25 protein-coding genes and 5 tRNA genes are annotated in these 25,792 nt (G+C 48.7%); 11 read left to right on the top strand and 19 right to left on the bottom strand.

Translation table 11 applies throughout. The features are described 5' to 3' along the window. Nucleotides 1-124: 124 nt before the first annotated feature. From ilvB to ilvD (B2U90_RS01905), 4 genes are read left to right on the top strand one after another with little or no spacing between them, the layout of a single operon-like run. Complete coding sequence (gene ilvB, locus B2U90_RS01920; RefSeq protein WP_292016974.1) at nt 125-1,825, top strand: biosynthetic-type acetolactate synthase large subunit; 1,701 nt, start codon at nt 125-127, stop codon at nt 1,823-1,825. Continuing rightward, nucleotides 1,822-2,328: an acetolactate synthase small subunit gene (ilvN, locus tag B2U90_RS01915; protein WP_059076324.1), complete on the top strand. Its 507-nt coding sequence runs from the start codon at nt 1,822-1,824 to the stop codon at nt 2,326-2,328. The genes ilvB and ilvN overlap by 4 nt, the downstream gene beginning before the upstream one ends. 12 nt (nt 2,329-2,340) lie before the next feature. Beyond that, nucleotides 2,341-3,600 carry an ATP-binding protein gene (locus B2U90_RS01910; protein ID WP_292016973.1) on the top strand — a complete coding sequence of 420 codons (1,260 nt, stop codon included), beginning with the start codon at nt 2,341-2,343 and terminating at the stop codon, nt 3,598-3,600. Between the two features lie 47 nt (nt 3,601-3,647). After that, nucleotides 3,648-5,300 carry a dihydroxy-acid dehydratase gene (gene ilvD / locus B2U90_RS01905; RefSeq protein ID WP_292016972.1) on the top strand — a complete coding sequence of 551 codons (1,653 nt, stop codon included), beginning with the start codon at nt 3,648-3,650 and terminating at the stop codon, nt 5,298-5,300. Between the two features lie 85 nt (nt 5,301-5,385). Here ilvD (B2U90_RS01905) and B2U90_RS01900 read toward each other — a convergent pair whose 3' ends face one another. From B2U90_RS01900 to B2U90_RS01885, 4 genes are all read right to left on the bottom strand, one after another. Then, nucleotides 5,386-6,744, bottom strand: a complete 1,359-nt coding sequence (locus B2U90_RS01900; protein WP_059076321.1) for an acetyl-CoA hydrolase/transferase family protein — start codon at nt 6,742-6,744, stop codon at nt 5,386-5,388. 239 nt (nt 6,745-6,983) lie between these two features. Next, nucleotides 6,984-7,889 carry a polyphosphate kinase 2 family protein gene (locus B2U90_RS01895; protein WP_292016971.1) on the bottom strand — a complete coding sequence of 302 codons (906 nt, stop codon included), beginning with the start codon at nt 7,887-7,889 and terminating at the stop codon, nt 6,984-6,986. A gap of 158 nt (nt 7,890-8,047) precedes the next feature. Further along, entirely contained in the window at nt 8,048-9,259 is a 1,212-nt protein-coding gene (locus B2U90_RS01890) for a DUF819 domain-containing protein (RefSeq protein ID WP_075581757.1), read from the bottom strand. 464 nt (nt 9,260-9,723) lie between these two features. Then, nucleotides 9,724-10,485 carry an HpcH/HpaI aldolase family protein gene (locus B2U90_RS01885; RefSeq protein ID WP_059076318.1) on the bottom strand — a complete coding sequence of 254 codons (762 nt, stop codon included), beginning with the start codon at nt 10,483-10,485 and terminating at the stop codon, nt 9,724-9,726. Between the two features lie 259 nt (nt 10,486-10,744). Here B2U90_RS01885 and B2U90_RS01880 point away from each other — a divergent pair, with 259 nt between their 5' ends. Together B2U90_RS01880 and ilvD (B2U90_RS01875) are read left to right on the top strand one after the other, a co-directional pair. Further along, nucleotides 10,745-11,434, top strand: coding sequence for a GntR family transcriptional regulator (locus B2U90_RS01880; RefSeq protein ID WP_059076317.1), 690 nt, complete (start codon nt 10,745-10,747; stop codon nt 11,432-11,434). 206 nt (nt 11,435-11,640) lie between these two features. Further along, nucleotides 11,641-13,302 (top strand): dihydroxy-acid dehydratase, encoded by a 1,662-nt coding sequence (gene ilvD, locus B2U90_RS01875; RefSeq protein WP_059076316.1) that lies wholly within the window; start codon nt 11,641-11,643, stop codon nt 13,300-13,302. Between the two features lie 56 nt (nt 13,303-13,358). On the opposite strand, the gene B2U90_RS01870 is transcribed toward ilvD (B2U90_RS01875), so the two are convergent. The 3 genes from B2U90_RS01870 to B2U90_RS01860 all read right to left on the bottom strand — a co-directional run bounded on the left by B2U90_RS01870 (nt 13,359) and on the right by B2U90_RS01860 (nt 14,803). Next, nucleotides 13,359-13,607 (bottom strand): helix-turn-helix domain-containing protein, encoded by a 249-nt coding sequence (locus B2U90_RS01870; protein WP_059076315.1) that lies wholly within the window; start codon nt 13,605-13,607, stop codon nt 13,359-13,361. 251 nt (nt 13,608-13,858) lie between these two features. Then, nucleotides 13,859-14,131, bottom strand: coding sequence for a hypothetical protein (locus B2U90_RS01865; protein WP_059076314.1), 273 nt, complete (start codon nt 14,129-14,131; stop codon nt 13,859-13,861). Nucleotides 14,132-14,197: 66 nt separating this feature from the next. Beyond that, complete coding sequence (locus B2U90_RS01860) at nt 14,198-14,803, bottom strand: methyltransferase family protein (RefSeq protein ID WP_292016970.1); 606 nt, start codon at nt 14,801-14,803, stop codon at nt 14,198-14,200. A 170-nt stretch (nt 14,804-14,973) separates the two neighbouring features. Between B2U90_RS01860 and B2U90_RS01855 the strand changes: the two genes are divergently transcribed. Together B2U90_RS01855 and B2U90_RS01850 are read left to right on the top strand one after the other, a co-directional pair. Continuing rightward, nucleotides 14,974-15,049, top strand: a tRNA-Ala gene (locus B2U90_RS01855). A gap of 156 nt (nt 15,050-15,205) precedes the next feature. Then, on the top strand, nt 15,206-16,255 hold the full coding sequence (locus tag B2U90_RS01850) for a protein tyrosine phosphatase (protein ID WP_292016969.1): 1,050 nt from the start codon (nt 15,206-15,208) through the stop codon (nt 16,253-16,255). Here B2U90_RS01850 and B2U90_RS01845 read toward each other — a convergent pair. The 5 genes from B2U90_RS01845 to B2U90_RS01825 form a co-directional block, all read right to left on the bottom strand. Beyond that, nucleotides 16,227-16,667, bottom strand: coding sequence for a hypothetical protein (locus B2U90_RS01845; RefSeq protein ID WP_349678591.1), 441 nt, complete (start codon nt 16,665-16,667; stop codon nt 16,227-16,229). The genes B2U90_RS01850 and B2U90_RS01845 overlap by 29 nt on opposite strands. Before the next feature lie 132 nt (nt 16,668-16,799). After that, nucleotides 16,800-17,267, bottom strand: a complete 468-nt coding sequence (locus tag B2U90_RS01840) for a hypothetical protein (protein WP_292016968.1) — start codon at nt 17,265-17,267, stop codon at nt 16,800-16,802. A gap of 171 nt (nt 17,268-17,438) precedes the next feature. After that, a complete protein-coding gene (locus tag B2U90_RS01835) occupies nt 17,439-18,278 on the bottom strand; it encodes a hypothetical protein (protein ID WP_292016967.1) in 840 nt (279 codons plus the stop codon). Between the two features lie 37 nt (nt 18,279-18,315). Continuing rightward, on the bottom strand, nt 18,316-18,486 hold the full coding sequence (locus B2U90_RS01830; RefSeq protein ID WP_159897791.1) for a hypothetical protein: 171 nt from the start codon (nt 18,484-18,486) through the stop codon (nt 18,316-18,318). Between the two features lie 8 nt (nt 18,487-18,494). Then, entirely contained in the window at nt 18,495-18,992 is a 498-nt protein-coding gene (locus B2U90_RS01825) for an SWIM zinc finger family protein (protein WP_292016966.1), read from the bottom strand. A gap of 269 nt (nt 18,993-19,261) precedes the next feature. Between B2U90_RS01825 and B2U90_RS01820 the strand changes: the two genes are divergently transcribed. From B2U90_RS01820 to B2U90_RS01810, 3 genes are all read left to right on the top strand, one after another. Beyond that, nucleotides 19,262-20,593, top strand: a complete 1,332-nt coding sequence (locus B2U90_RS01820; protein ID WP_059076307.1) for an anaerobic nitric oxide reductase flavorubredoxin — start codon at nt 19,262-19,264, stop codon at nt 20,591-20,593. 224 nt (nt 20,594-20,817) lie between these two features. After that, nucleotides 20,818-22,053 (top strand): [Fe-Fe] hydrogenase large subunit C-terminal domain-containing protein, encoded by a 1,236-nt coding sequence (locus tag B2U90_RS01815; RefSeq protein ID WP_292016965.1) that lies wholly within the window; start codon nt 20,818-20,820, stop codon nt 22,051-22,053. A 24-nt stretch (nt 22,054-22,077) separates the two neighbouring features. Continuing rightward, the gene (locus tag B2U90_RS01810) at nt 22,078-22,881 is read left to right on the top strand and encodes a C39 family peptidase (protein ID WP_075581748.1); all 804 of its coding nucleotides are present in this window, start codon (nt 22,078-22,080) and stop codon (nt 22,879-22,881) included. A gap of 129 nt (nt 22,882-23,010) precedes the next feature. On the opposite strand, the gene B2U90_RS01805 is transcribed toward B2U90_RS01810, so the two are convergent. The 7 genes from B2U90_RS01805 to B2U90_RS01775 form a co-directional block, all read right to left on the bottom strand. Continuing rightward, nucleotides 23,011-23,604, bottom strand: a complete 594-nt coding sequence (locus B2U90_RS01805; protein ID WP_292016964.1) for an ATP-binding protein — start codon at nt 23,602-23,604, stop codon at nt 23,011-23,013. Between the two features lie 31 nt (nt 23,605-23,635). Next, entirely contained in the window at nt 23,636-24,541 is a 906-nt protein-coding gene (locus B2U90_RS01800) for a helix-turn-helix domain-containing protein (protein ID WP_292016963.1), read from the bottom strand. 325 nt (nt 24,542-24,866) lie between these two features. Next, complete coding sequence (locus tag B2U90_RS01795; protein ID WP_292016962.1) at nt 24,867-25,319, bottom strand: SoxR reducing system RseC family protein; 453 nt, start codon at nt 25,317-25,319, stop codon at nt 24,867-24,869. A 71-nt stretch (nt 25,320-25,390) separates the two neighbouring features. Continuing rightward, nucleotides 25,391-25,466 (bottom strand) — tRNA-Val (locus B2U90_RS01790). 7 nt (nt 25,467-25,473) lie between these two features. Further along, nucleotides 25,474-25,548, bottom strand: a tRNA-Glu gene (locus tag B2U90_RS01785). 16 nt (nt 25,549-25,564) lie between these two features. Beyond that, nucleotides 25,565-25,640: transfer RNA gene (locus tag B2U90_RS01780), tRNA-Lys, on the bottom strand. A gap of 5 nt (nt 25,641-25,645) precedes the next feature. Beyond that, nucleotides 25,646-25,720: transfer RNA gene (locus B2U90_RS01775), tRNA-Gln, on the bottom strand. Nucleotides 25,721-25,792 lie beyond the last annotated feature (72 nt).

Here is a 25,792-nt window from a genome sequence, read left to right as displayed (position 1 = left end):
TTTCCTGGCGATGCGCCGCCAGCACGCCGAACATCCCATTGAAGAAGTAGGGGCCAAACTGCGCAAGATGATGTCCTGGCTGAACGAAGAAAAACCAGAATAATACGAAAGAGGGAATGGGGCAATGAACATCAATGGTGCACAGGCAATTATCGAATGCCTGAAAAAAGAAAGCGTGTCTGTCGTATTCGGTTATCCCGGCGGCACCGTACTGACGTTATACGATGAATTATATAAGGCAGAATTTCCACATATTCTTACCGGTCATGAACAAGGTGCTATCCATGCAGCCGATGGCTATGCCCGGGCGACGGGAAAAACAGGAGTCTGCTTTGCTACATCTGGTCCCGGTGTCTGCAACATGGTTACGGGCATTGCGACAGCCAACATGGATTCCGTTCCGCTGGTCATCATCAGCGGTCAGGTCACCACCAGCCTGATTGGCCGTGATTCCTTCCAGGAAGCCGACATTTCCGGCATAACGACGCCGATTACCAAGCATAATTACTTGATAAAAGACGTGGAAGAATTGCCTCATATCCTGAAAGAAGCCTTTTACATCGCCTCGACGGGCCGGCCTGGTCCTGTCCTGATCGATATCGCTAAAGATGTATTCGATGCTACACTGAATTTCAAATATCCTAAAACGGTCCATCTGCGGGGGTACAGCGGCCGCTATATCGGTCAGGAAGACCATGTCACCCAGGCCGTAGAAGCACTGGCTGCCGCACACAAGCCGCTGCTTCTGGCCGGTGGTGGCGTCATCCTTTCCAATACGTCCGGCTATCTGCGTTCCTTTGTAGAAAAAACGCAGATTCCGGTCATCACGACGCTGATGGGCAAAGGAGCCGTACCAGACAGCTATGCCAATCACCTGGGAATGGTCGGTATGCACGGATCATATGCAGCTAACATGGCCGTCATGGAATGCGACCTGCTGCTGGCCATCGGCAGCCGTTTCGACGACCGCGTGACCGGCGATGCCGAAAATTTTGCGCCAAATGCCCGGATTGTCCATTTCGATATCGATAAGGTGGAAATCAATAAAATCGTCCACGCTGATATCAGTGTCGGCGGCGATCTCCGCTGGTCCCTGCCACTGCTGGCCAATCAGGTACAACAAGGGCGGACACCGTACAAAAAACAATATCAGGAATGGCGCAATCACGTTCTGGCAATGAAGAAAGATCATCCATTTGCCTGCCGCCATCTGGAAAATCAAATTTCCCCAGAAGTGCTGATTAAAAAACTGAACCAGCGTCTGGATGATGATACCATTGTCGTCACTGACGTAGGCCAGCACCAGATGTGGGCCGCCCAGTTTTACGACACGGAAAAGCCCCGCCATTTCATTACTTCCGGCGGGCTGGGAACGATGGGATACGGACTCCCGGCCGCCATGGGAGCCAAACTCGCCTGTCCCGGGCAGACGGTTCTCCTGTTGAGCGGCGATGGCAGCATCATGATGAATTGTCAGGAATTTGCCACGCTGGCCGATAACGGCATTGCTGTCAAGACCGTCGTTCTCTGCAACAGTGTCCTAGGCATGGTAAACCAGTGGCAGCGCATGTTTTATCACCGCCGCTACGCAGCATCTCTCCTGAAAAAAGGAAACCGCATTCCCGCTATTTCAGAAGCCATGGGAGTTCCCGGCTTTACGGCCACAACGCCGGATACGCTGGATGAAGCCATAGAAAAATTCCTGTCCGTTCCGGGACCGGCTCTTCTGGAAGTCCGCATCCCCGCCGATGAAAACGTCTATCCCATGGTACCCGGCGGTAAACGTCTGAACGAAATGATTCTGGAAGGAGGCAGCCGTACATGAGACAACATCTGGCTCTGCTCGTAGATAATAAACCTGGCGTCCTGACCCATGTCGCCGGCCTCATCAGCCGCCGTGGCATCAACATCGAAGCTATCAATGCCGGCTATACCGAAGACGCCGATATTACGCGCATCAATATCATCGTAGAAGTAAAAGATCACTGGGAACTGGATCAGGCCGTCAACCAGCTGGCCAAACTAATCAATGTCATCAAAATCGTCATTCTCGATGACAAGCCATTCGTCAGCTATGACCTGGCCCTGATTAAAATCCGGTACATCACGGCGAAAGACCGGATTGAACTGAGTAATCTGGCGGAACTGTTCCATGCCAAAATCGTAGACGTGGACAAACAATCCCTGATTTTCCGTCTCGCCGGCCGGGAGGATCATATCGATGCCATGCTGAATATGCTGCAGTATTATGAAATACTGGAAATCGCCCGCACTGGTTCTATCAGCCTGTCCCGCGGAAAAGATGCGGTCAAGCATATGGAAACGTAGAAAGGAGACATTATGATTTGTCCCGATTTGCAACAGCTCCTCGTCTGTCGTGACCTGCTGACAGATTCTCTCATCCAGACACTGCAGTCCCTGCAGCAATCCCCGGAATCAGAGAGCCTGCAATCCCGTCTGGCTGCCCAGCTCATTGAAAAAGCTGAACAACTGGGACTTTCAGGAAACCTGCTGCCAGCCTATCTGACCTATCAGCTCATCTGGGGCGACAATACGGCCTCGCGGACGCTGGAACAGAATGGTACGTACGGCCCCGGCCTCATGGCGGCCCTGGCCTCGGATATGGCTGTATTACTGCCCTGGCTGCGCATCGATACACGGGAACTCACCGGTCGTGACTTTCTGTCTTCCTATGTGCCGGCTGTCCCAATCCGCTCTCATGAACGGGATGATCTGATGAAAGCACTCATACAGGCAGAATCTCCCGGATGGGCAGCACAGATACTGTTAGACCATTATAAGACCCATGGCAGTGGTTCTCTGGCCCGGTTTACGGCATTCCGCCTTTCTTCATCAGGCCGCCTTACGGGAATCCGCGATTTTCCCGTATATGACTGGGACGACCTCATTGCCTACCAGCGGCAGAAAGAAAAGCTGCTGGCCAACACACAGGCATTTATCGCCGGTCACCGGGCCAACAACGTACTCCTTGCAGGGGCACGCGGCACAGGCAAATCGACCGCCGTCAAAGCACTGGTAAGCCGTTACCGGGACAGTGGACTGCGCCTGGTACAAATTGCCCGTGGCCAGTTATCGCAGCTGTCAGCCGTTATGGAACGGCTATGTGCCAGTAAAAATCTGAAATTCATCCTCTTTTTCGACGACTTGTCCTTTGACGAAGGGGAAACGGAGTACAAATACCTGAAATCGGTCATCGACGGCGGGGTGACACCCCAGCCGGACAATGTCCTCATTTACGCGACCAGCAACCGCCGCCATCTCCTGCGGGAATCCTGGCAGGACCGCAGCGACCAGATTGATGATATCTACATGCAGGACAGTGCCAACGAATCTATCTCCCTGTCAGACCGGTTCGGCCTCATCCTGCATTATACCCAGCCCACCCAGGACGAATATCTGGCTATGATTGGCCATGAACTGGAAAAATCCGGCATTTCTCTCGATAAAGAAACACTGCGGATTCTCGGCGTACGCTGGGAGCACGAGCATTCCGGACGCAACGGCCGCATCGCCCATCAGTTCGTCACCTGGTATCTGGGACAGCAAGAACTAAAACAGGCTGCGACACGCAATGCCTGACTATCATATATTAGATATAATGCATATACTCATAAAGGAGGTACCTTATGCGTAGTGATATCGTAAAAAAAGGCAGTACCCGTACGGCTCATCGTACGTTATTCCATGCCATGGGCTATTCCAATGAAGACTTGTCCAAACCGCTGATTGGCGTCGTTAACGCGTTTAACGAAATCATCCCCGGCCATATCCATCTCCGGGAAATCGCCCAGGCCGTCAAACTCGGCGTAGCCGCGGCCGGAGGCACGCCGATTGAATTTCCCGCCATCAGCGTCTGTGATGGCATCGCCATGGGCCATGACGGCATGAAATTTTCCCTGTCCAGCCGTGAACTGATTTGTGATTCCATCGAAGCCGTAGCCACCGCTCACGCCTTCGACGGACTGGTCCTCATTCCCAACTGCGATAAAATCGTACCGGCTATGCTCATGGCTGCCGGCCGCCTGAATATTCCTGCCGTCGTCGTCAGCGGAGGACCTATGCTGGCTGGCCGTTACCAGGGACGCGATATCAGCGTCAGCACCATGTTCGAAGCCGCCGGTAAAGTGGAATCGGGCCAGATTACGCCAGACGAGCTGGAAGACATGGAAGAACGGGCCTGCCCGGGTTGTGGCTCCTGTGCTGGTCTGTTCACAGCCAATACCATGAACTGCCTTACAGAAGTACTGGGCATGGGTCTTCCCGGCAACGGCACGATTCCGGCTGCCTATTTCGGACGGCGCCGCATGCTGGCCAAAAAAGCCGGCGAAGTCATCATGGATCTCGTGCGCCGCGATATACGCCCCCGCGACATTATGACCCGCGAAGCTTTTGAAAATGCCATTGCCGTCGATATGGCCATTGGCGGTTCGACCAACACGGCGCTCCACCTGCCCGCCATCGCCTACGAAGCGGGTGTAGACCTGCCGCTCCGCGTGTTCGATGAAATCAGCCGTAAATCAGCTTATATCACGAAGATGAGCCCGGGCGGTACATACCATATGCAGGACCTGGATGAAGCCGGCGGTATCAGCGCCGTCATGAAGGAACTGACCAAACTGGGACTCATCCATACGGGAGCGCAGACGGTCACCGGCACCATTGCCAGCCGCATCGAACATGCAGAAATCCTGAACCATGAAGTCATCCACGGTGTGGAAAACGCCTATATGCATAAAGGCGGCATCGCTATCCTGACGGGTAATCTGGCTCCCGACGGCTCGGTCATCAAGGAAAGCGCCGTAGACCGGGATCTCCTCGTCTACAAAGGAACGGCACGCTGTTTTGATGCCGAAGAAGATGCCATCGAAGCCATCATCGGCGGTAAAATCCACGAAGGAGATGTGGTCGTCATCCGCTATGAAGGGCCTAAGGGCGGGCCGGGCATGAGAGAAATGCTCAACCCGACAGCCGTCATCACCGGCATGGGGCTTAAAGTCGCCCTTCTGACAGACGGCCGTTTCAGCGGTGCCAGTCGCGGAGCCTGCATCGGCCATATTTCACCGGAAGCCATGGAAGGCGGCCCTATCGCCCTCATCCACGACGGGGATAGCATTTCCATCGACATCCCACAACGCAAGCTGGAACTCTGCGTCAGCGATGAAGAACTGGCCGCCCGCAAAGCGGCCTGGAAACAACCGGAACCGAAAGTCAAAACAGGCTACCTGTCCCGTTATGCCCGGCTGGTCACATCGGCCAATACGGGTGCCGTACTGAAATAAAAGAGAAACAAAAAGCGGGGCCGCATCCCATGAGTGTATACCCATGGGATGCGGCCCCGTCTTTATGCAAATATCCGTATCAGGATCAGTATTCTGTCTTGCTCGTCTTCGTCCAGATGCCCATTTTTTCTGCTTCTTTAATGAGTTCTTCCCGGAAATCAGGATGAGCAATATTAATCAGCGCTTCTGCCCGCTGCCATGTGGACTGGCCTTTGAGGAGGGCTACGCCGTATTCGGTAACGATGTAGTGAACGGCCGAACGCGGTGTCGTGACGACAGATCCCGGAGTCAGAGTCGGGCGGATCAGCGATTCCAGGCTGCCATCTTTCAGTTTACGCGTCGAATGGACGCAGATGAAGCCCTGGCCACCTTCGGAAAGATAGGCTCCCTGTGCGAAGTCCAGCGCACCGCCGGTACCACTGATATGGCGGTAACCTGCCGATTCGGCGCAGACCTGACCATAAAGGTCAAGGTTGATGCAGCTGTTGATAGAAACAAAGTTGTCAATGCTGGCAACGACATTGATATTGTTGACATAGTTGACCGGTGCATTGAACACGATCTGGTTGTCATCGATAAAATCATACAGACGCTGTGTGCCACCGGCGAAGGTATACATGATTTTACCTCTGTCGCGATTCTTTTTACCGGTAATTTTCCCGGCTTCGTACAATTCGACATAGGGATCTACCAGCATTTCCGTATGACCGCTCAGGTCTTTGACATCCGATTCTGCCAGTTTATGGCCAATAGCGGACGGAATCCCGCCGATACCGAGCTGCAGCGTACTGCCATCTTTGATCATCGGTACGACGAAGCTGGCAATTTTATCATCGACCGGGGTCGACGGTTTATTCGGGACAATCGGCATATCCGGGTTGGACCCTTCGACGATGAAATCGACATCGGCAATATTCAGTTCCGTTTCATAGCCCAGTGCCTTCGGCATTTTCTGATTGACTTCTACGATGACCTTATCCGCCGATTTGAGAATGCCCCTTAAATCGGCTACCTGAGGCCCCAGATTGAAGTTGCCCCATTTATCCATCGGATGTACCTGGAAAATGGCGACATCCACTTTTTTATGGCTCCAGTATTTCGGCAGTTCATTAAAGAGGAGCGGCATGAACCAGCAGCGGCCGGCTTTATTCATCTTGCGGTCGAATCCATTGAAATGGCCCGATACGAAACGGACCTGATCGTTGGATTCCGTTTCCGTATAGGTAAAGAACGGATGATCCTGAATCAGCGTCGCATCGATGATTTCCACATCTTTCAAGCCATCCTTATTGATATGGTCGGCCAGCGCTTTATCCGTATCATACGGTGCCGAACAGCCAAGGCCGTACGATACACGGTCTCCGCTTTTGACGACAGCTGCCGCTTCCTGCGGCGTCACGAGTTTCTTTTGGTACTCTTCTGCAATTTGTGAAAGTTTGTACATATCTGTTGTTACCTCCTTATGCAAAAACCCGTCCGGTCATGCCGGATAAATCCGCCGATGCATCCCTGTCCAGCGGTATCAGGTTCCTGTTACCCATAAATTTATTAAGATAAATAAAGAAGTTTTGTTCTTTTTTATTATACGAAATTTGTGAAAAATAAGTCAAGGTCAAACGCTTTACTCATGAGAAAAACATCTTGTATACATGATTATTTCGTATTTCTGTCATGACTACTATTTTATTTCTTTTCAATAATAGTCTTGATATTTTTAAGATCGTCCAGGTTGACTTCCTTGAGCAGCATGCGGAATTGTGCCAGCTGTTTTTCCACATCCGGCGCCAGTTTGGGAAAATCCGGTTTGATAGCCCGCAGCTTTTCCAGGACAATCTGAGCTACGACGTACCGGGTATACCATTTATCATCAGCCGGTACAATATACCACGGCGCATACTTAGTCGATGTTGCACTCAGGACTTCCCCGTATATTTTCTGGTAGCGGTTCCAATATTTCCGTTCGTTGATATCGGACATGGAAAATTTCCAGTTCTTCTGTTTAGTCACGATCCGGTCTATGAGGCGTTTTTTCTGTTCATCCTTGGACACGTGAAGGAAAATCTTGACCATAGGAAATCCATTTTCCGATAAATACCGTTCCCAGTCCCTAATCTGACGGTAGCGGCGTTCCCATATATCCCTGCCAATCAATTTTTCCGGCATGCCGTCACTCTTGATCAGGTTGTGGATATGAGTCACGACGACATCTTCATAGTGGGAACGATTAAATATACCTATTTCACCGCGGCTTGGCAGGGCTTTATTAATCCGCCACATATAGTCGTGATCTTTTTCTTCGGCACTGGGCTGTTTGAAACTGGTCACATGTACACCTGCCGGATCCAGCTGGGCAAAGACATGTTTGACCGTACCATCTTTTCCTGCCGCATCCATAGCCTGCAATACAATGAGGACTCCATAATGGTTATCGGCATACAGCTTTTCCTGCCATCCGTTCAGTTCTTCCATCACGCGGGGCATCCACTCTTTTTTTACCTTTTTCTTGTCAATGTCTACGTCACACGCCGTGGCATACTGGCTGAGGTCTACCTTTTCACCTTCTTTGACACGATATCGTTCAATATTCATGAATCCGCGCCTCCTTATTCACTGTATATATGTTTATTATACCTCATGAGCAAGAAAAAGTGTTCATTTTTGTCAATATCATATAACAAAAACGGAGCCGTACGAAAATAAACTGACGTTCATCTTAGTACAACTCCGTTTTAACAAATTTTTCGTAATCAGGCTCCTAGCAAACTGCCGACGATAATACCCAGGTAGGTGCCAATGACGTAGCCGAAGGTACCTACCAGCATTGAAGGACCAACGAGACGGGTCCACCCCTGGGAAATAGCCATACCGGCAGCCGTCGTCGGCCCGCCGATATTGGCATTGGATGCCAGAATGATATCTTCCAGATCGAAATGGAACAATTTGCCACCGATAAAGCAGAAAGCCATATTGATGACAACCATGAGGAAACAGAAGACAAACAACAGCGGTGCATTACGCAGGATTTCCATAATCGATGCGGGCACACCGATAACAAAGAAAAAGAGATAGATGAAATAAGTACCCACTTCCTGAGCGCCATGCATAGTAGCTGCCTTTTTGGCAAAAAACGTCGCATACACCATGGAAATGACCGTAATCCACACATACTGACTGCCAAAGAAGGTATTGCACATATCGAGGAACCAGTTTCCCTTTGGAATGATACCGGCCAGTCCTGCCGCAATCAGTTTGGAAATCGTTACGACAATGACTGCGTAGGCCAGATCAATGGCAATATCCTTGAGGGAAATATCTTTTCTCCCCCAGTAGGCCGCAGCCAGCGTCTTTCCTTCTTCCGATACGCCGTTCTGCAATACGGCATCAATATGGGGATGTGTATAGACCCGGCGGAAAAAGGCATTGCCGGCAATAGCCAGCAGTACCAGGAAATAGACTGCCATATTGAGATTATCGGCAACTGTCGCCGAAGAAACGAGAGTACCGCCAGCCTTGAATGCATCGGCCAGGGCCGTAAAATTCACGCCGCCGCCAATATACGAACCGGTCATCATGGCCGCGACTTTGGGGAGTCCCGGTACGAACGGCCCCAACAGCCAGGTTCCCAGGACGGCTCCACAGACCGTACCGACAGACCCGATCAAAAAAATAAAGAGCAGCCGTCCCGTTTCCCTCCATATTTTCTGCAGATTTGCCTGCAGCAGAAGGAGCGGGATAGCCAGTGGCACAGCATAGCCCCAGACGACATCGTCATAAAGGGGCGCACTCGTAGGAATAATCCCCGTATTAACCAGAACCAAGGCCATGACCAGCGCGATGACGGCACCGGAAATCCGGGAAGCCCAGGTATATTTTTGTTCCAGATAGATGGAAACCGCTACGGCTCCACACATAATCGTCATGAGCATCCACGTATTCTGCGAACTCACCAAAGTTGCCATACAAAATCCCCCTTACCGATAATTGTTACCACCAGAGGTATAGGTAAATTATACCCGATTTCCGCCAATTATCTACCCTCTATTCTTTCATTTGCCTCGCATATTAATGTATCACGCCCATAGATGCCAGTATGACAAAAATGACAAAAGCCACGACGACCAGCATCCCCATCTGCATCATATTCACAGCCATCCTCCTCTCCTGTACTATCCTATCATACCATAGATTGCCTAATCTGGAGAAGGACGTCACCGGTATCACACCGGCAAACCACTATATAAAAAAAATGGGACTGCCCGATGATGTGACCCCAAAAAGTTAGACCTTGGGACTATAACATAATAGCCTCTTCTAAAAAAGGGACTCAGTTATGAGCTGACCCCCAATCGTTAGATGTTAGGTCTAACAATTGGGGGTCAGCTCATGAAGACAGTCCCATTTTTATATGTGTGAACCTATAGTCTTATTCTGCGTGGAAGGCATCTGTATTGGCCTGGAAATGCTGATACAGGCTGACTGTATCCGTCTGGAGGGCCAGATACTGTACGCCTCTCTTTTTCCAGTTGATGGCCGATTCGATGCTGTCTACATACAGACCGATGGCTACGCCGTTTTCCTTGCCCAATTTCAAAATTTCATCAATCTGGGCCAGGACCTTGGGATGTTCCGTCTGTCCCGGAATGCCGAGAGATGCCGAAAGGTCGTACGGCCCGATGAATACGACATCGACGCCTTTGACTTTCAGGATATCTGAAATATTTCTGGCTCCGTCCTGTCCTTCTACCTGAAGCACGACAATAGTATTGGCGTTAGACTGGCCAAAAAACTGTTCACTTGTCATGCGACCATATTCGCCGGCATGGACAAAGCGGTTGCATCCCCGTTCGCCTTCCGGTGTGAATTTTGCGCCTTTGATAGCCCGTTCCGCTTCTTCAGCAGAGCCGATCTCCGGAATTTCTACACCGTCAGCGCCTGTATCGAGTACTTTGCCAATGAGGGTCGGATCATTCGTATTGACGCGGAAAATAGCGGCAGTCCCTGCCAGTTTTGCCGCCCGTGCCAGATTAGCTGCATCTTCAACGGCGATTTCACCGTGTTCTCCATCGAGAATGACGAAATCATATCCTGCCAGCCCGGCAATCTGGGCAATAGCCGGATTATTCAGTTCAATGAATGTCCCCAGTAATGCTTCTCCCTTTTGAATTTTTTCCTTGAATTGATTCATACATACCACTCCTCTGTAAGAAACTCCCTATTTATAATCATAACACGTTTCACATTGAATCAAAATGCAAGTTCGTAATAGCAACAGAGCATACCATCACCTTCAATCATACCTGAAACGCGCCTCCGCCATCGTTTTTTCCGACATTGTTGAAATATGATTAAATCCTTTGAATATTTTGACATACATAGCAAAACATACGTCATCTATGCTATAATAACCTATAGCATGGATCTATAACGTTTACAGAGGATTAATTATGACAGAACTAAAACTATCACCTAAAAAACCAAGGGAAAACAGCCGGGAATATGTTTTCCGCATGATGTACAGCAATATCGTGTCCTTCCAGCTCGCTCCCGGTACCGCTATTTCAGAACAAGACATTTCCTCCCAGCTCGATATCAGCCGCACACCCGTACGTGATGCCTTCGTGCGCCTGGCCCAGCTGAAACTGCTCGATATCGTTCCCCAGCGCAAAACGACCGTATCGCGGATTCAGACAGAACAGCTCGACGATTCCTGTTTTATGCGCCAGGCCGTGGAATGTGCGATTATCAAGCAGGCATGCAAAAAATTTCCTAAGACACACCTGAAACGCCTGGAAAATAACCTGGTCCGGGAGCAGCAGGCCATTGCCAAATCAGATAATACCACCTTGTTCAAGCTGGACGAAGTACTGCATAAGACTATTTTCGATGGCTGTCATCGCAGCCGCATCTGGGATTACCTCACCAAAACGGACCTCAATTATCTCCGCGCCCGCGTGCTGGTCACCATGTCGCGGGTCAATCAGATGGAAATCGTACTCGACCAGCATCGCCAGATTGTGGAAGCCATCAAAAAACAGGACGAAGAAGCGGCTCTGCATGTAATGGGACCTCATGTCGTCCGTGTCCTCCCCCTGCTCAAAGGTCTGAAGGAGTTTTATCCCACCTACTTTGCCTGAGACTTCATATCGCACCGCCGGATCCGGCCTTGTCCATGACAGGGCCGGTTTTTGTATGCACAGGACACATGTATTCTCTATAAAGCATATAGATTATTCATACTAGACAGGATCTCCTCTTTCTTCATTGACACCTATGAGAAAGAAAACGTATACTTTATGTACATAAAACGAATACTAGGATACAAGAAAAGGAGTGCATCTATATGACATGGAGAAGTGCATCGTTTATTGGCGACCCGGACAAGGGAGCCCTGGCCCGCGGCCTGTACCGTTCTATGGGCTATAACGACGAAAATTTTAAAAAGCCATTCATCGCTATTGTAAACACCTGGAATGATATCTGCCCGGGACAGTATAATCTAAAACGCATTGCTGGATACGTCCGTGCCGGGATTGAGGAAAACGGCGGCACGCCTTGTGAATTCGGCACCATCGGTGGCTGTGACGGCATCGCCCAGGGCCACGACGGCATGCATTATATTCTCCCGTCCCGCGAAATCATTGCCGCCAGCATCGAAATCATGGTTCAGGCCCACATGCTGGACGGAATGGTCCTCCTCGGTTCGTGTGATAAAATCGTGCCGGGCATTCTCATGGCCGCTGCCCGGCTGAACCTGCCCGCCATCGTCGTAAATGGTGGCCCCATGTATCCCGGTCATCATAACGGAAAAGACATCGACGTCAACGAAACAGCCGTATACGCCGGGAAATACCGGTCCGGCCAGTGCAGCCGCGAAGAGTTCGAAACGGTAGAGCGCGCCGCCTGTCCCACTCCCGGATCCTGTCAGATGATCGGTACCGCCAATACCATGAGTTGTCTGGCTGAAGGACTGGGCATGTCCCTCACCGGTTCTGCCATGATTCCTACAGTAGATAAAAAACGCATGGACATTGCCCGCCAGTCGGGACGCCGCATCGTCGATATGGTCAAAGAAGGCTTACGCCCCCGCGACATTATCACCCGCAAATCCATTGAAAATGCCGTCCGCCTCGGCATGGCTATCGGCGGCTCGACTAATCTCATCATGCATATCCTGGCTATTGCCCATGAAGCAAAGGTTCCTTTTACCATTGATGATTATGAAGAACTGAGTCGCACAACACCGCAGATTGCCCGGCTCATGACAGCCAGCCAGTACGATATGGTCGATTTCTATGAGGCCGGTGCGGTACCGGCCGTTATGCACGAAATCCTGTCCCTGCTTCATGGGGATGCTCTCACAGTAACCGGGCGGACGATGAAGGAAAATCTACAGGACGCCCGCATCCTGCGCCCGGAAGTCATCCATCCGCTGGAAAATCCGTTCCGCCCCGACGGAGGTCTGGCCATCATCAAAGGAAATCTGGCTCCCCTTTCCGGTGTCTGCAAACCTGCCGCCATTCCAGTAGAACATCATACCTTTGAAGGTCCGGCTAAAGTGTACGACAGCGAGGAAGAATTAACTCAGGCCATCTACGATAATAAAATCGAAAAAGGAGACATCATCGTCGTCCGCTACGAAGGCCCCAAAGGAGGCCCTGGCATGAGGGAAATGTTTACGCCGCTGGAATTACTACTTGGATACGGTCTTGCCGAAGATGTCTTTCTTATCACCGACGGCCGGTTCTCCGGTTCCAACAAGGGCGGCTTCGTAGGCCACATTTCTCCGGAAGCAGCCGAAGGAGGCCCCCTGGCTATCGTTGAAGATGGAGACCGCATCCGTATCGATATTCCCAACCGCCGTCTTGATCTCCTGGTTTCTCCGGAAGAAATCGATAAGAGACTGAAAAACTGGCAGGCGCCGGAACCTAAAATCAAAGAGGGTTACCTGTCCATCTATGCCCGTCTGGTAAAATCAGCGCATTACGGTGCCATTATCGAATAACAGAAAATAACGAAAGGACTGCCCTAGAAGCCCCTGCTTCTTTGCAGTCCTTTCGTTTAATGAATTTCTTTCCAGTTCTTTACATACGGACCGGCCGGCTTCCGTTCATCTACAAGACCGACTATATAATCAATAGATGTCTCGTAGAAACGCGCCAGAATTACCAGCCTGGCTATAGAAATTTTCCGTTTCCCCGATTCGTACAGACTATACGCTACCTGCGTACAATGAAGCATGTTTGCCACTTCCTGTTGTGATAACCGGGCTTCATACCGCAATTCCCTCAATCTGCCATATTCCTGCATACTACACCTTCTCTCTGCAGCATACGAAGCAACCACCTATATATAAAATGCAGGGGCTACTGCCATTGCTCCTGCTATACATAATCCCCCGAGTTTCATTTGCTACGATTATTATAACACGTTATAGGCCATAATGTATTGCTTTTCGCAAAAAAGATAAGATATATGCCGTTTATGTATAGAAAACAGGTCTTGCCCTCATAATTTGCAAGACCTGTCCAAATAGAGAAAGTGGATAGAAAATAGAAATATTATTTTTTTAAAGAATCCCGCTCTGCTTCTACATCGTGAGAAGACCATCCTGCTGCCTGAGCAATGATTTCAGTCCCAACTCCCAGTTTCAACAAATTCTGTACGATTTTACGCGTCTGATCCCTGGCTCCATCCTGCCAGCCTTCACTCCAGCCAGCCTGCCATACTTCTGTAGTAGAGACTCCTTGATCATAAAACTCTTCCTTCTGCTGCCATATGTTGAGCGTATCCAATTCATCCGGTGAAAACGTCATGTCATCATCGTGTTTCATACATATGCCTCCTGCGTTTTTTACTTATATTATGGCAGGAAGTTGCCTAAGAGTAAAGAAAAAAGCTTAATAGAGCTGCAGCAACTGTGGAATCAATCCGGTAGACTGGATGGCTTCGAGACACTCCAGAATACCGACGACTCCGATAAACCACAATACATCAAAGGCCGCCTTGCGGAAAACCTTGGGCTTTACCGTATATTCTTTTGGTTCGTGATACAGGCTCCTGTCCGGGATGAACCGGGGCACGCCGGCCAGATATTCTTCATAAGGCTTGCCAAATAAGCGGAGCAGTTTCTGTTCTTCTGACCGGATGATCATAGGGTATATCACGGCAAATCCAATGATAAGCATTGCTGCAAGTGACAAGGATTCCGTACACAATCCGACGCCAGCACACCCCAGGAAGCTGAAAAAATACAGAGGATTGCGACAGACCGAATAGGGACCTTCCCGAACCAGCACTCCGTCTTTATAACCGGCAATATACTGGGCACACCACAATCTCCCCGCTGTCGCCAGACCTACCAACAAACAGCCTAAAAAGAAAAGAATACCCGTCAACACCGGTGCTGCCATTTCCAGCGGTTTTCCCGAAACAAGAAATAACACGACAAAGGCCAGGCCCAATACTTGTGAAATGCGCGTTCTGTATGTAACTAAAAATTTCATATTTCCTTTCCTCCCATGCGCAATATCATTTTCTACAATGGAAGTATACCAATGAATATTAAAAATATGGTATATAAAGGATTAGGAAATGTTAAACAAAGAATATAAATTTTTTAAATCAGGACTTGCGAAATTCCCAAAATTGATTTAGGATAGTACTATCAGTTCATGGGGATGTAGCTCAGCTGGGAGAGCGTGCGGTTCGCATCCGTAAGGTCGAGAGTTCAATCCTCTTCATCTCCACCAGAAAGGCAGAGGCCGTCACCGAAAATGGCCTCTGTTTTATTTTATTTTTTACATACTATTGCAGGAATTGACCATGGAACACGTGAACCATGCCGCAATTCCTTTTTTATTGCCACCGGCCCTATAGAGCGCTCCGTCCGGCAAGAAAGGACTCCTATGAAAAACGTTGCCATCGTATTTCTGTTTGCACTACTTGCCTGCCCCATCATGTCGTACGGGCAGACCCCGCCGGCCTCACCGTCTCCTCAGAGCCCGGCCCTTGTAGAAGAATCCCGGGGTTCTTACGAAGGCAGGGTCTGGCGTCTCGATGCCACCGATGTGACGGCACTGCCCCGCAATTTCCGTACGACCGATATGCTTTTCCGGCCTGTTGAAAAAAAATACCGGCAGGAAATCGATACTGCCTATATTCCGTCCCGGCAGGGACTGTCCCAATTACACGCTTCCGGATCAGCACAATTCACGGAAAAACAGCTGCAGACATTGGCGGGCGTATTAAAAGAAAAGGCATCCGGGCCAGTGTACATTGTAGACCTGCGGCAGGAATCCCATGGGTTTGCCAATGGTATCCCCATCAGTTGGTACGGGCCGCGGGACTGGGGTAATAAAGGCAAAAGCCGTCACGCTGTCCTTCAAGACGAAAAAAATCGGCTTCACCACATCAAAGGAAAGACCATCATTCTGTATCAGCAGGGAAAAAACGATGCCGTCCTTCCTGTACGCACCGTATCTGTCGACCAGGCACAAACGGAACAAGAACTAGTGCGAGAAGCGGGCCTTCACTACTACCGCATCACAGCCACAGACCATCTCTGGCCCCGTCCGGAAACGATAGACCGGTTCATCCGCTTTGTCCAATCCCTGCCGCCTCAGGCCTGGCTGCATTTTCATTGCGAAGCCGGCATGGGCCGGACAACGGCTTTTATGAATATGTACGATATGATGAAAAATCCCTCCGTTCCCCTGAAAGACATTCTCTACAGAGAATATGAAATCGGAGGGAATTATACGGCTCACACCGTTTCCCATCCTTCCCCCTCAGACTGGAAAGGGCCCTATTATAACGAAAAGAGCCGCATGATACGGCTCTTTTATCAGTATGTACAAGAAAATTATCAGACAAACTTTGGCCGTTCCTGGAGTGACTGGCTCAAAGCACACACCCCCGTGCAGGACGCTACGCAGCCTGAGTCAGAACCGCAGTAGCCGCTATCACCCGGTCAAACTGCGGCAGCCATGCATGCTGCCGGTGACTGTACGTCCGGATAACGATTTTATCTTCAAACAAATACAGAGAATTCGTGTAGATATCGGATTCATTGTCCCAATCGGCATTGTATACATTGAGGATGCGTCCATAATAATAATTGGCGTCGGTCATGAAATCTCCATCTTTGGGGCGCGTATGGGTATGGCCGGACACCCAGAGCCGGACTTGTGGATGAGCCAGCAGGATTCGTTCCAGCGCATCTGCCGGCTGTACGGCATTACGGCGTACCGGCCGGGCCGATCCATCAGCAGCCGGCAGAGCCGTCCCGGAAAGAGGTGCATGACAGAATATAATAACCGGATACTTATTATTTGCCGAAAGAGTCTGGTCCAGCCAGGCCATCCACACACTTTTATGAACACCCCCATCATAAAAGAAATGTATCTAATTACGGCAAAGGAATAGAAAAATATATGTAAACAAGGACTGCCTGACCGTACGAATTTCCGTCCGATCAGGCAGTCCTCTTCCATTAGCCTATTACTTAATTTTTCCTATTTCTATCTCGTCGATTTTGCCTTTTTCGATTTCAAAGACCATTCCCACATCAGGTGTCCCAACAGCAATATAGATGAGTTTATCGCCATGAATCACATCGGGCGTACCATACGTCTCCTGCAACACCGACGCGTCCATCCCTACATGGATGCCTTCCGGCGTCTGCCAGCCATTATTAGCCGAAGATTCTACACGGTATACGATTTCATCTACCAGATGAATGGATACCGAATCACCATATTCATACTCGACGACCGACCCGGACGGAACGGACGACGTATACTCCCGTTCAATCTCCGTCGGTGCACCATATATCTGCCGTACGTACGAACCATCATTGCCGTACCCGATGCCACCCAGATACAGGGATTCCTGCGGTACCGATGCCAATGCGGCCGAAGCAGCCAGTGTCAAGAGAGTTGCCGAAACAACTATTGTCCATTTTTTCATCGTAGTTCACACTCCTCTTTAATTTGGATAATTATTATCCACTACTATTCTATCATAAAATAATATGGATTTCCAGCAACCCCTATTTTATATCAGATATCAAAAAAGCAACTATGTCACGAAGGAATCGAAAGAGAACATGATTCCCCTTCCATATAACTGTCCTTATGGCTAAGCGATGACGCGGACGACGATTTTGACGGCTTTGTCCCAGTTATATCCATCCGGAATGATGGTAATCGTTGACGTCCCCGGTTTGTTTGCCGTAAACAGGTCATCTTTGCAGGTCAGCGGTCCCTGCCCATCGTACAAAACTCGTTCCCTCATCCCCCGGTTCAGCCGGCGCAGCTGCATCGTTTCGCCTACTTTCATAGTCAGTGACTGCTGGGATGTGTATACGACACCGTTATTTCCTATGGCAAATGATATGGTATATCCTGCCGGGACAGCAATTTCTTCCGGCAGTTCTTTTGCCATCATGCGCTTGCCCTTCCAGCGGTATACCGTATCCTGATGGCCCATGTGTTCGATGAGCTGGCCATTTTTGATTTCTACATTTCCCTGGAAGATAGCCGACCGGCTCAACAATACCTGCGGTCTTTCATTCAGCCAGGCCAGCACATCATAGCTCAGGAACGCACCGCTTCCTTCGTGTTTATACAATACCAGCTGATCCCGTTTATTGTTCAGCAGATTCCCCGAAAGAACGTGTAGCGGGGCATATTTCCGCTCACTTTGATAGACAGAAGTCCATTTCTTCTGCACGTCATCATAGGTCATGACGGCCGCTACATGAGACGGTCCATAACCGGCACCCTTCACATATCCGCTCAGGACATAATCATCCGCATCAGCACCCGTAAAGTGGACCGGCACCTGTTCTTTGAGGACAAATTGCGGTTCCAGCTGCTGAAATGTATCCACTGGTTCAGCGGCCTGCACCAGCACACTGGACAAACAACAAACGCTCAGAATCTGCAATACTTTTCTCATCCATGTTTTCTTCATCATCAGATTTCCCTCCTGACTTTCGCATTACAATAACGGCTCAAAACCCTGCCTGTTCCAATTCTTCCTTCATAGCCCGGCGGGTTGTATAGGTCTGTTTCCAATCACGGGCCAGATTGCGTACGATTTCTTCTCTTCCCGGATACTGGCAGATTTTCTTTAAGTATTGGATACAATTGCGATACTGACTGCGATGGCGGGAATCAGGCATGAGTGCTTTTACGTACCAGACATACCTATCCCGTATTTTCTCCTCATAATGTGGCCGCAGTAGTCCACAAATCCCTCCCGCTCATACGGCCGGCACAGAGCCTTTGCCTGGCGGAGAAGTTTTTGCATCTCTTTTTTGGAAAGCATGCCTTTAGAATAGGTTAAAACGAGAGACTGCTGCTTTTCCGGATCACGTTCCAGTAATTGAAACAGCAATGACCGCACCTCTTGTTCCGGCATAGATTGCAGGATATCCTTCCACGTCCGTTCCCGGCCATCCGTTTCCGGCTCTTCCTGCAGCTGTCCATCCTCCAAAGCCAGCAATACCGCTACCATATGCTTGCAATGTTCTCCCTTCGCAGCATACGGGCAGGTGCAGGTCATATTATAGACAGCATCCGCTTTGACATATAGCGTCACCGTATACGTCTCAGAGCCATCTACGGCCGCCGTAATCTTATTTCCTGTCCTTTCTATATCATGTACAGCCTCATCTTCATAATACACCAGACCCCGTTCATAGATTCTGTCTGAAAATAGCTTCTACCAGTCTCCCAGTTCCAATTTTGCCAAAATTGTCATCTCCATTCCCTTAGCCATTTTTTTCATTATACCATGGCCTCCCCTGCCAGCATCATATTTTTGTCTGGATTTTCCAAAAAGGCTTCACCCGTTGCAAATGCAACTGCTTTGTAACGCCTTCCCAATTATACTAGTCTTGTAAGAACGATGAACCAAGTCAGATTTCAATAGCTACATAAAAGGAGACGATAGACATGGGAAAAAAACTGACAGATAAAGTAACCTGGGTAGGGAAAATCGATTGGGAACTGAACGAATTTCATGGACATGAATATTCTACAGAAAAGGGATCTTCCTACAACTCGTACCTGATCCGCGATACAAAGACTGTTTTGATGGATACCGTATGGAAACCCTTCGATGAAGAATTTGTCGCTAACTTAAAGCGCGAAATCGACCTCAAGGACATCGACTATATCGTCATGAACCATAATGAAAACGATCACAGCGGCGCCCTGCCGGCCCTGATGCGTGAAATCCCGGACACGCCGATTTACTGCACGAAGAAAGGGGAAGCCATCCTGCGCGGCCTGTATCACCAGGACTGGAACTTCGTCAATGTCAAGACCGGCGATACGCTGGACCTCGGAAGCAGCCAGCTCGTCTTCATCGAAGCACCGATGCTGCACTGGCCCGATACGATGTTCACCTATATGACCGGTGAAAACATCCTCTTCAGCAATGACGGATTCGGCCAGCACTATGCCAGCGAAAAGATGTACAATGACTGCGTCGATCAGGCTGAACTCTATCAGGAAGCCATGAAGTACTATGCCAACATCCTGAACCTGTACAGCCCCATGGTCACCCGCAAAATCGATGAAATCCTGAACATGAATGTCCCCGTATCGATGATCTGCCCCAGCCACGGCGTCATCTGGCGTGATAACCCGATGCGGATTGTTGCCAAATACCAGGAATGGGCAAAAGCGTACCAGGAAAACCAGATTACCATCATCTATGACACCATGTGGAACTCGACACGCCGTATGGCTGAATGCATTGCCGAAGGCCTGCGCGAAGCCGATCCGACAGTGACAGTAAAGCTTTTCAATTCCGCAGTGGATGACAAGAACGACATCGTAACAGAAGTCTTCAAATCCAAAGCTATCCTCGTCGGTTCGCCTACTATCAATTATGGCTATCTCTTCTCCATCGGCGGCATTATGGAAATGATCCGTGGCTTGAAATTCAAGAATAAGAAAGCCGCTGCCTTCGGCAGCTATGGCTGGAGCGGCGAAGCAGTCAAACAGATTACAGCCCTTCTGCAGGGAGCCGGTTTCGATGTCGTAAATGATGGGCTCCGCTGCCAGTGGAATCCGGACCAGGCAACACAGGAAACGTGCCGTGAATACGGCCGGGAATTTGCAAAAGCCGTCGGCGTTTCAGAAAGTCCGGAAGATGACGTACCGACAGAACTCGGCGATTACAACAACGACGAACAGATCGGCCAGGCTGCAAAAGAACATTTTGAAGATTGGGAAAGAGATGCCCGTGAAGGCGTCAAAGGCGGTTATGCCGGCTAATAAAAAAGATAGTTGAGTTATATGTTTTTCTGTCAGAGATATTTTTAAAATGTATATTCTTGTTTTTAGCTAAGCAAATACTCTTTGTTCACTCCCCGGTGGGCAAAGAGTATTTGTTTATCGGGAAATGTTAAATTACGATAAAGCTATGGCAATTTCAAAAAATCTGTTAAAATAAAGTTGCATCATTCTATTTTAACGGATACTTATAAAGGAGGTTCCTTATGAAAACATTAGATGAACTATATCATCAGATGCTCCGGCAGGCCGCTGATGGTGAACCGGTCGATGTCGATGGAGACCCGAAGCTCATTGACTGTCTGGCCCATCCGGACGACCATCCACTGATCTGGCGGGTAAAACCCTGCGTCTGTCCGCCTGATGAAAAACATCCCTGCCAGGAAGCCTGTTACTGGGGCGCTATCAAACCGTCTCCCGATGGCAAAGGGATGATAATCGACGATGCAGAATGTGTCGGCTGTCAGGCCTGTGTCGATGCCTGCAAACTGGAAAGTCTCAAAACGAGTAAAGATATCATCCCCGTCGTCCAGGAACTGCATGACTACGATGGCCCGGTCTACGCACTGGTAGCACCGGCTATCTCCGGCCAATTCGGCCCTAACGTCACCATGGGGAAGATGCGCACGGCCCTGAAACACCTGGGATTTACCGGCATGCTGGAAGTCGCCATATTTGCCGATATCCTGACCATGAAAGAAGCGTTAGAATTTGATAAAAACGTCCATACAGAAGAACAGTTCCAGCTGACGAGCTGCTGCTGTCCTATGTGGATTGCCATGATCAAGAAGCTCTATCACCAGCTGCTTCCCAATGTCCCCGGCTCCGTTTCCCCTATGATTGCCGGAGGCCGCACGGTAAAGGCACTGCATCCCAATGCCAAAACTGTATTCATCGGTCCCTGTCTTGCCAAAAAAGCCGAACGGAAAGAACCGGATATCGCCGGTGCCATCGATTATGTCCTGACCTATCAGGAACTGCGTGATCTGTTTTCCGTCACCAATATGGACCTGGAAAAAATGGAAGAAGAAAACGTCCCCCACGCCTCATCATCCGGTATCGGCTATGCCTGTGCCGGCGGGGTTGCCGACGCCGTAGCCATGACCGTCGCCCAGCTGGACCCGGACCGCAAGGTGCCCATCAAGACCCGCAAAGCCGACGGTGTCCCCGGCTGCAAAGCCATGATCAATGACATTCTCGCCGGCAATCGCGATGGCAATTTCTTTGAAGGCATGGGCTGCATCGGCGGCTGTGTCGGCGGTCCCCGGGCCATCATCAAAAAAGAAGAAGGCAAAGCCTGCGTACAGGCCTACGGGCAGGAAGCCCAGAGCCGGACGCCTGTAGAAAATCCCTACGTCATCGAACTGCTCAAACACTTGGGATTTGCTACAGTAGAAGAATTTCTGGAAAAGAGCGACCTCTTCGACCGTCATTTCGACTGATCGTTCATCAAATAAAGAATGCCTATGAATAAACTGAAACAGCGGCTGTGTTCCTTGTTATGTACGACTATACTGATAGGTGCAGCAGGAGCAGCTTATGCCGCTTCCGATTTTACGAACGATATGAAACTGACCGTATCTGCCCGGCTGACGCCTAATGAAGGAGCTGCCTCCATTGAACGGCAGTACGACCATCCCGATTCCCCGTATTACGCTCATCCCGATTTCTACCACATGAAATCCACAGCATCGCGGACCATTCTCAGCGGATACCAGACCTTCCAACAGACGAGCGAATGGTCCTGCGGGCCGGCAGCCGCCCTGACCGTACTGCAATGGTATGGCCGGACAGACGGATGGAACGAGCAAAAACTGGCCGCCCTGCGTCATCCTCTGAAGGACGTGACCGTCCCCGGTTTTCCCAATGGTTATCCGGGAACGACACTGCGCCAGATGAAGGATATATTTGATGGCGTCGGAGGCTTTCATTACATCTCCAGCAGTGACTATCAAAAGGAAGGCAAAACACTTTCTGCCAGCGATGTACGAAAATTTCTGAAAGAAGGCCATCCCATCCTAATCTGCTGGATAGATTGGAGTGGCCATTGGCAGGCTATCATTGGTTATGATGATATGGGTACAGCCAATGAAGCCGACGACGTCATCATCGTCGCTGACCCATATGATACTACCGACCATAACCAGGACGGGTACGGAATCTACTCCTGGCAGCGGTTCCAATCAATGTTCTCCATGTACAATCAGTTCCCCGAATCAGAAGGCGGCAGCAACCAGCTTTTCTTAGTACCCATTCCGGATAAAAAGTAATAAATAAATCAAAAAATCACCTCTATGATTCAGTACATGTACTGACCTACCATCGTTAGATTTTTAGGTCTAACTTTTTTTTGGGGGCAGTACACCATGTACTAATATAAGAGGTGATTTTTTATTAAACTATTTTTCCTGACTGTAGCATGAATCTTTATTTACTAATGCTTCTCTAAAATAATATATTCCTCTCCTTTCTTTTCTAATGATGCCACACTCCATCGCCTTCTTTAAAATCCGTGATGCCGCATTTTGACTGATTCCAAATTGAGTTGCCACAATCTGCCGGTTAAAAGGGTAGGCGAATTCATAAATTTCCAATAAATTGATAATCTTTTTTAACGTGTCTTTTCGAAAGCTTTTAGCCGCTCTTGTTTGTATAATGATTTTTAAGTCGGTAAGTTGCGTTTTATCCGGAGTAAGTTGCGTTTTATCCGGAGTAAGTTGCGTTTTATCCGGAGTAAGTTGCGTTTTATTTGATTTCGTTCCACTTCGCAACTCATTTCCCCTGTTAGGCAGTGAAACAAGGAAAAAATATTCATTGGAATAAAATATTGGCTTTATATCAAAATCTGCATATGAATTCATAACCCGGCGTATGCCACTACCTCTGCGATCCATATAATGCAGTCGGCCAAAAATATCAGATATAATTTCATTTCTTCTCATGGACGGAATCATTTTTAAATCTAAATCTTGAATACGACTTCCATTCATCATTCCTCCAGGGGACGAGATATCCAGTCGATCATCATACATATCGACATGTATTTCCGAACCGATATTTTTGATAGTCCCGATGAATCAAGGCATTAACTAAAACTTCACGAACCGCTTTAAACGGATAATCACTCTTCTCTTCCCTATGCGTTCCCCGTATTGTCCAAGGATTTTTCGAATTATTTCGTATAAATGATTCTGCATTGTTAAGAAGAGTAATTAGACTCGCTCCAGAAAATTCTTCATCATCTAGTGCATCACCTTCAACAGACCCTTTTGTTATCCCTTTCCAATGAGTACAAACAACACGCGATTGTTTTAAAATTCCTTGATCACAAAGCAATAATCCAGCATTTGTCACTTTACCAGCTTCCGTCATTAATCCCATAGAAATAGGATCTTGAGATAAATTAAATTCTTCGCCCGTCTCTCTTTTTAAAGTCGCTCCTAGTAAAGTAAAACTAACATCACTCACTTGATAAGAAGTAGGCAACGCATCATAAGTTTGATTCATTCCCTTTAGAATCAGGATATTAAGTTCTAAGGTAGTTGCCAATTCAGATCTATCGCCACGTCGGACATAGCATTCTCTTGTATGCTCGTGAATATAATAGTACGGATAATTGGGTCCTGGAAAGATAGCCAAATCAAGACAATACTTACCTTCTCGATGGCTAGAAAATGTTATTAATGTATAATTAACCATAGGGCTAATCCGAGTTGAAAGAAATTCCGAAATCTTGCTGGCAGTTCCTTGAGCATCATCTAAGCCAATTGCTTCATGGTCACCGTCAGTTATTCCAAATAAAATATGCCCTCCTTTAGTATTGGCAAATGCAGAAACTGATTTTAGCCAACTTTTAGGTTTGTTTGCTTCTAACGAAACTTTATAGTCTAAAAAACTGGCCTCTATTCCTTTGAAGTCATTGATATCCATCCATCTTCCCTCCTATAGTGACTACATTGGAATATTTTTACTATTTTTTATTTTAACGTTATATTTGTCATCCCGTCAAGCTCAATGCAAAAAGGGTTAGTTTACACTAAGATGCAAATAACGCTTATACAATATTTAAATAACCATTGCAATAAAAAAGAAGGTGCAATAAGAAGTCAAAAGGTAATGAATTAGTTAGATGAGAAAAATATAGCACGTATGAAAGCCAAACAAAAAAAGCTCACAAAGCCTTCCAGAATAGGCTTTGTGAGCTTTTTTCCCTTTTAAAAGTATCGAAAATTATTTTTATATCGCCAAAAGCAGCTTACCCCTGCGGAGATTCCCCCTGTCCTTCTTCCGCATCAGGGCGGATGATACGGAGAATGGAGGCTTCTGAACGGTGTCCTTTCCAGGCTTTATTCAAAATTTTCATAACGATGAATGCTAGGATAAGGCCGCCAATGAATCCGGCTGCAGCCGAACCATTTTCCGATAATCCCCACGACGGTCCCTGGGTATACAGGACAATAATACTCAGGAGGACAATCAGCATGGGGATGCCAAAGCCGATAAATCCACCGAGGGCGATATTTCGTTCCGGCAGGGCGAATTCGACGAAATCTCCTTTTTCAGCTCCGATTTCATTGCGTACCTCAATGGGAGCCGTGGCATTGCCAATAGACGACGCATGGCGCGAAAAAAGGCTCGTCCGGCTTGCTTTAATTAGTACCATATGGTCTGGCAGTATCTTTTCTACTACCCCGGTTTCTGTTCTCATATCATCTCTCCTAACGTCATGGTGTCCGTATATATAGCAAAACAGCACATCCTGCCGGATGTGCTGTAACCTGGTGGGCGATAACGGGCTTGAACCGCTGACATCCTGCTTGTAAGGCAGGCGCTCTCCCAGCTGAGCTAATCGCCCATAAAAATGGTGACCCCTGCGGGATTTGAACCCACGTTCACGCCGTGAAAGGGCGGTGTCTTAACCACTTGACCAAGGGGCCATGCAAAGAAAAATTATGGTGATCCACCCGAGATTCGAACTCGGGACACCCTGATTAAAAGTCAGGTGCTCTGCCAACTGAGCTAGTGGATCATATTTGGCAGGGGTAGTAGGATTCGAACCTACGGATGACGGAGTCAGAGTCCGTTGCCTTACCGCTTGGCGATACCCCTGTATGGCTCCTCAAGTAGGACTCGAACCTACGACAAATCGGTTAACAGCCGATTGCTCTACCGACTGAGCTA

Origin of the sequence: Megasphaera sp. UBA4233, assembly GCF_002395615.1 — a bacterium.
GTDB classification, from domain to species: domain Bacteria; phylum Bacillota; class Negativicutes; order Veillonellales; family Megasphaeraceae; genus Megasphaera; species Megasphaera hexanoica.
The sequence above is the reverse complement of the archived record's forward strand: the minus strand, read 5'-3'. Positions and strand labels throughout refer to the sequence as shown.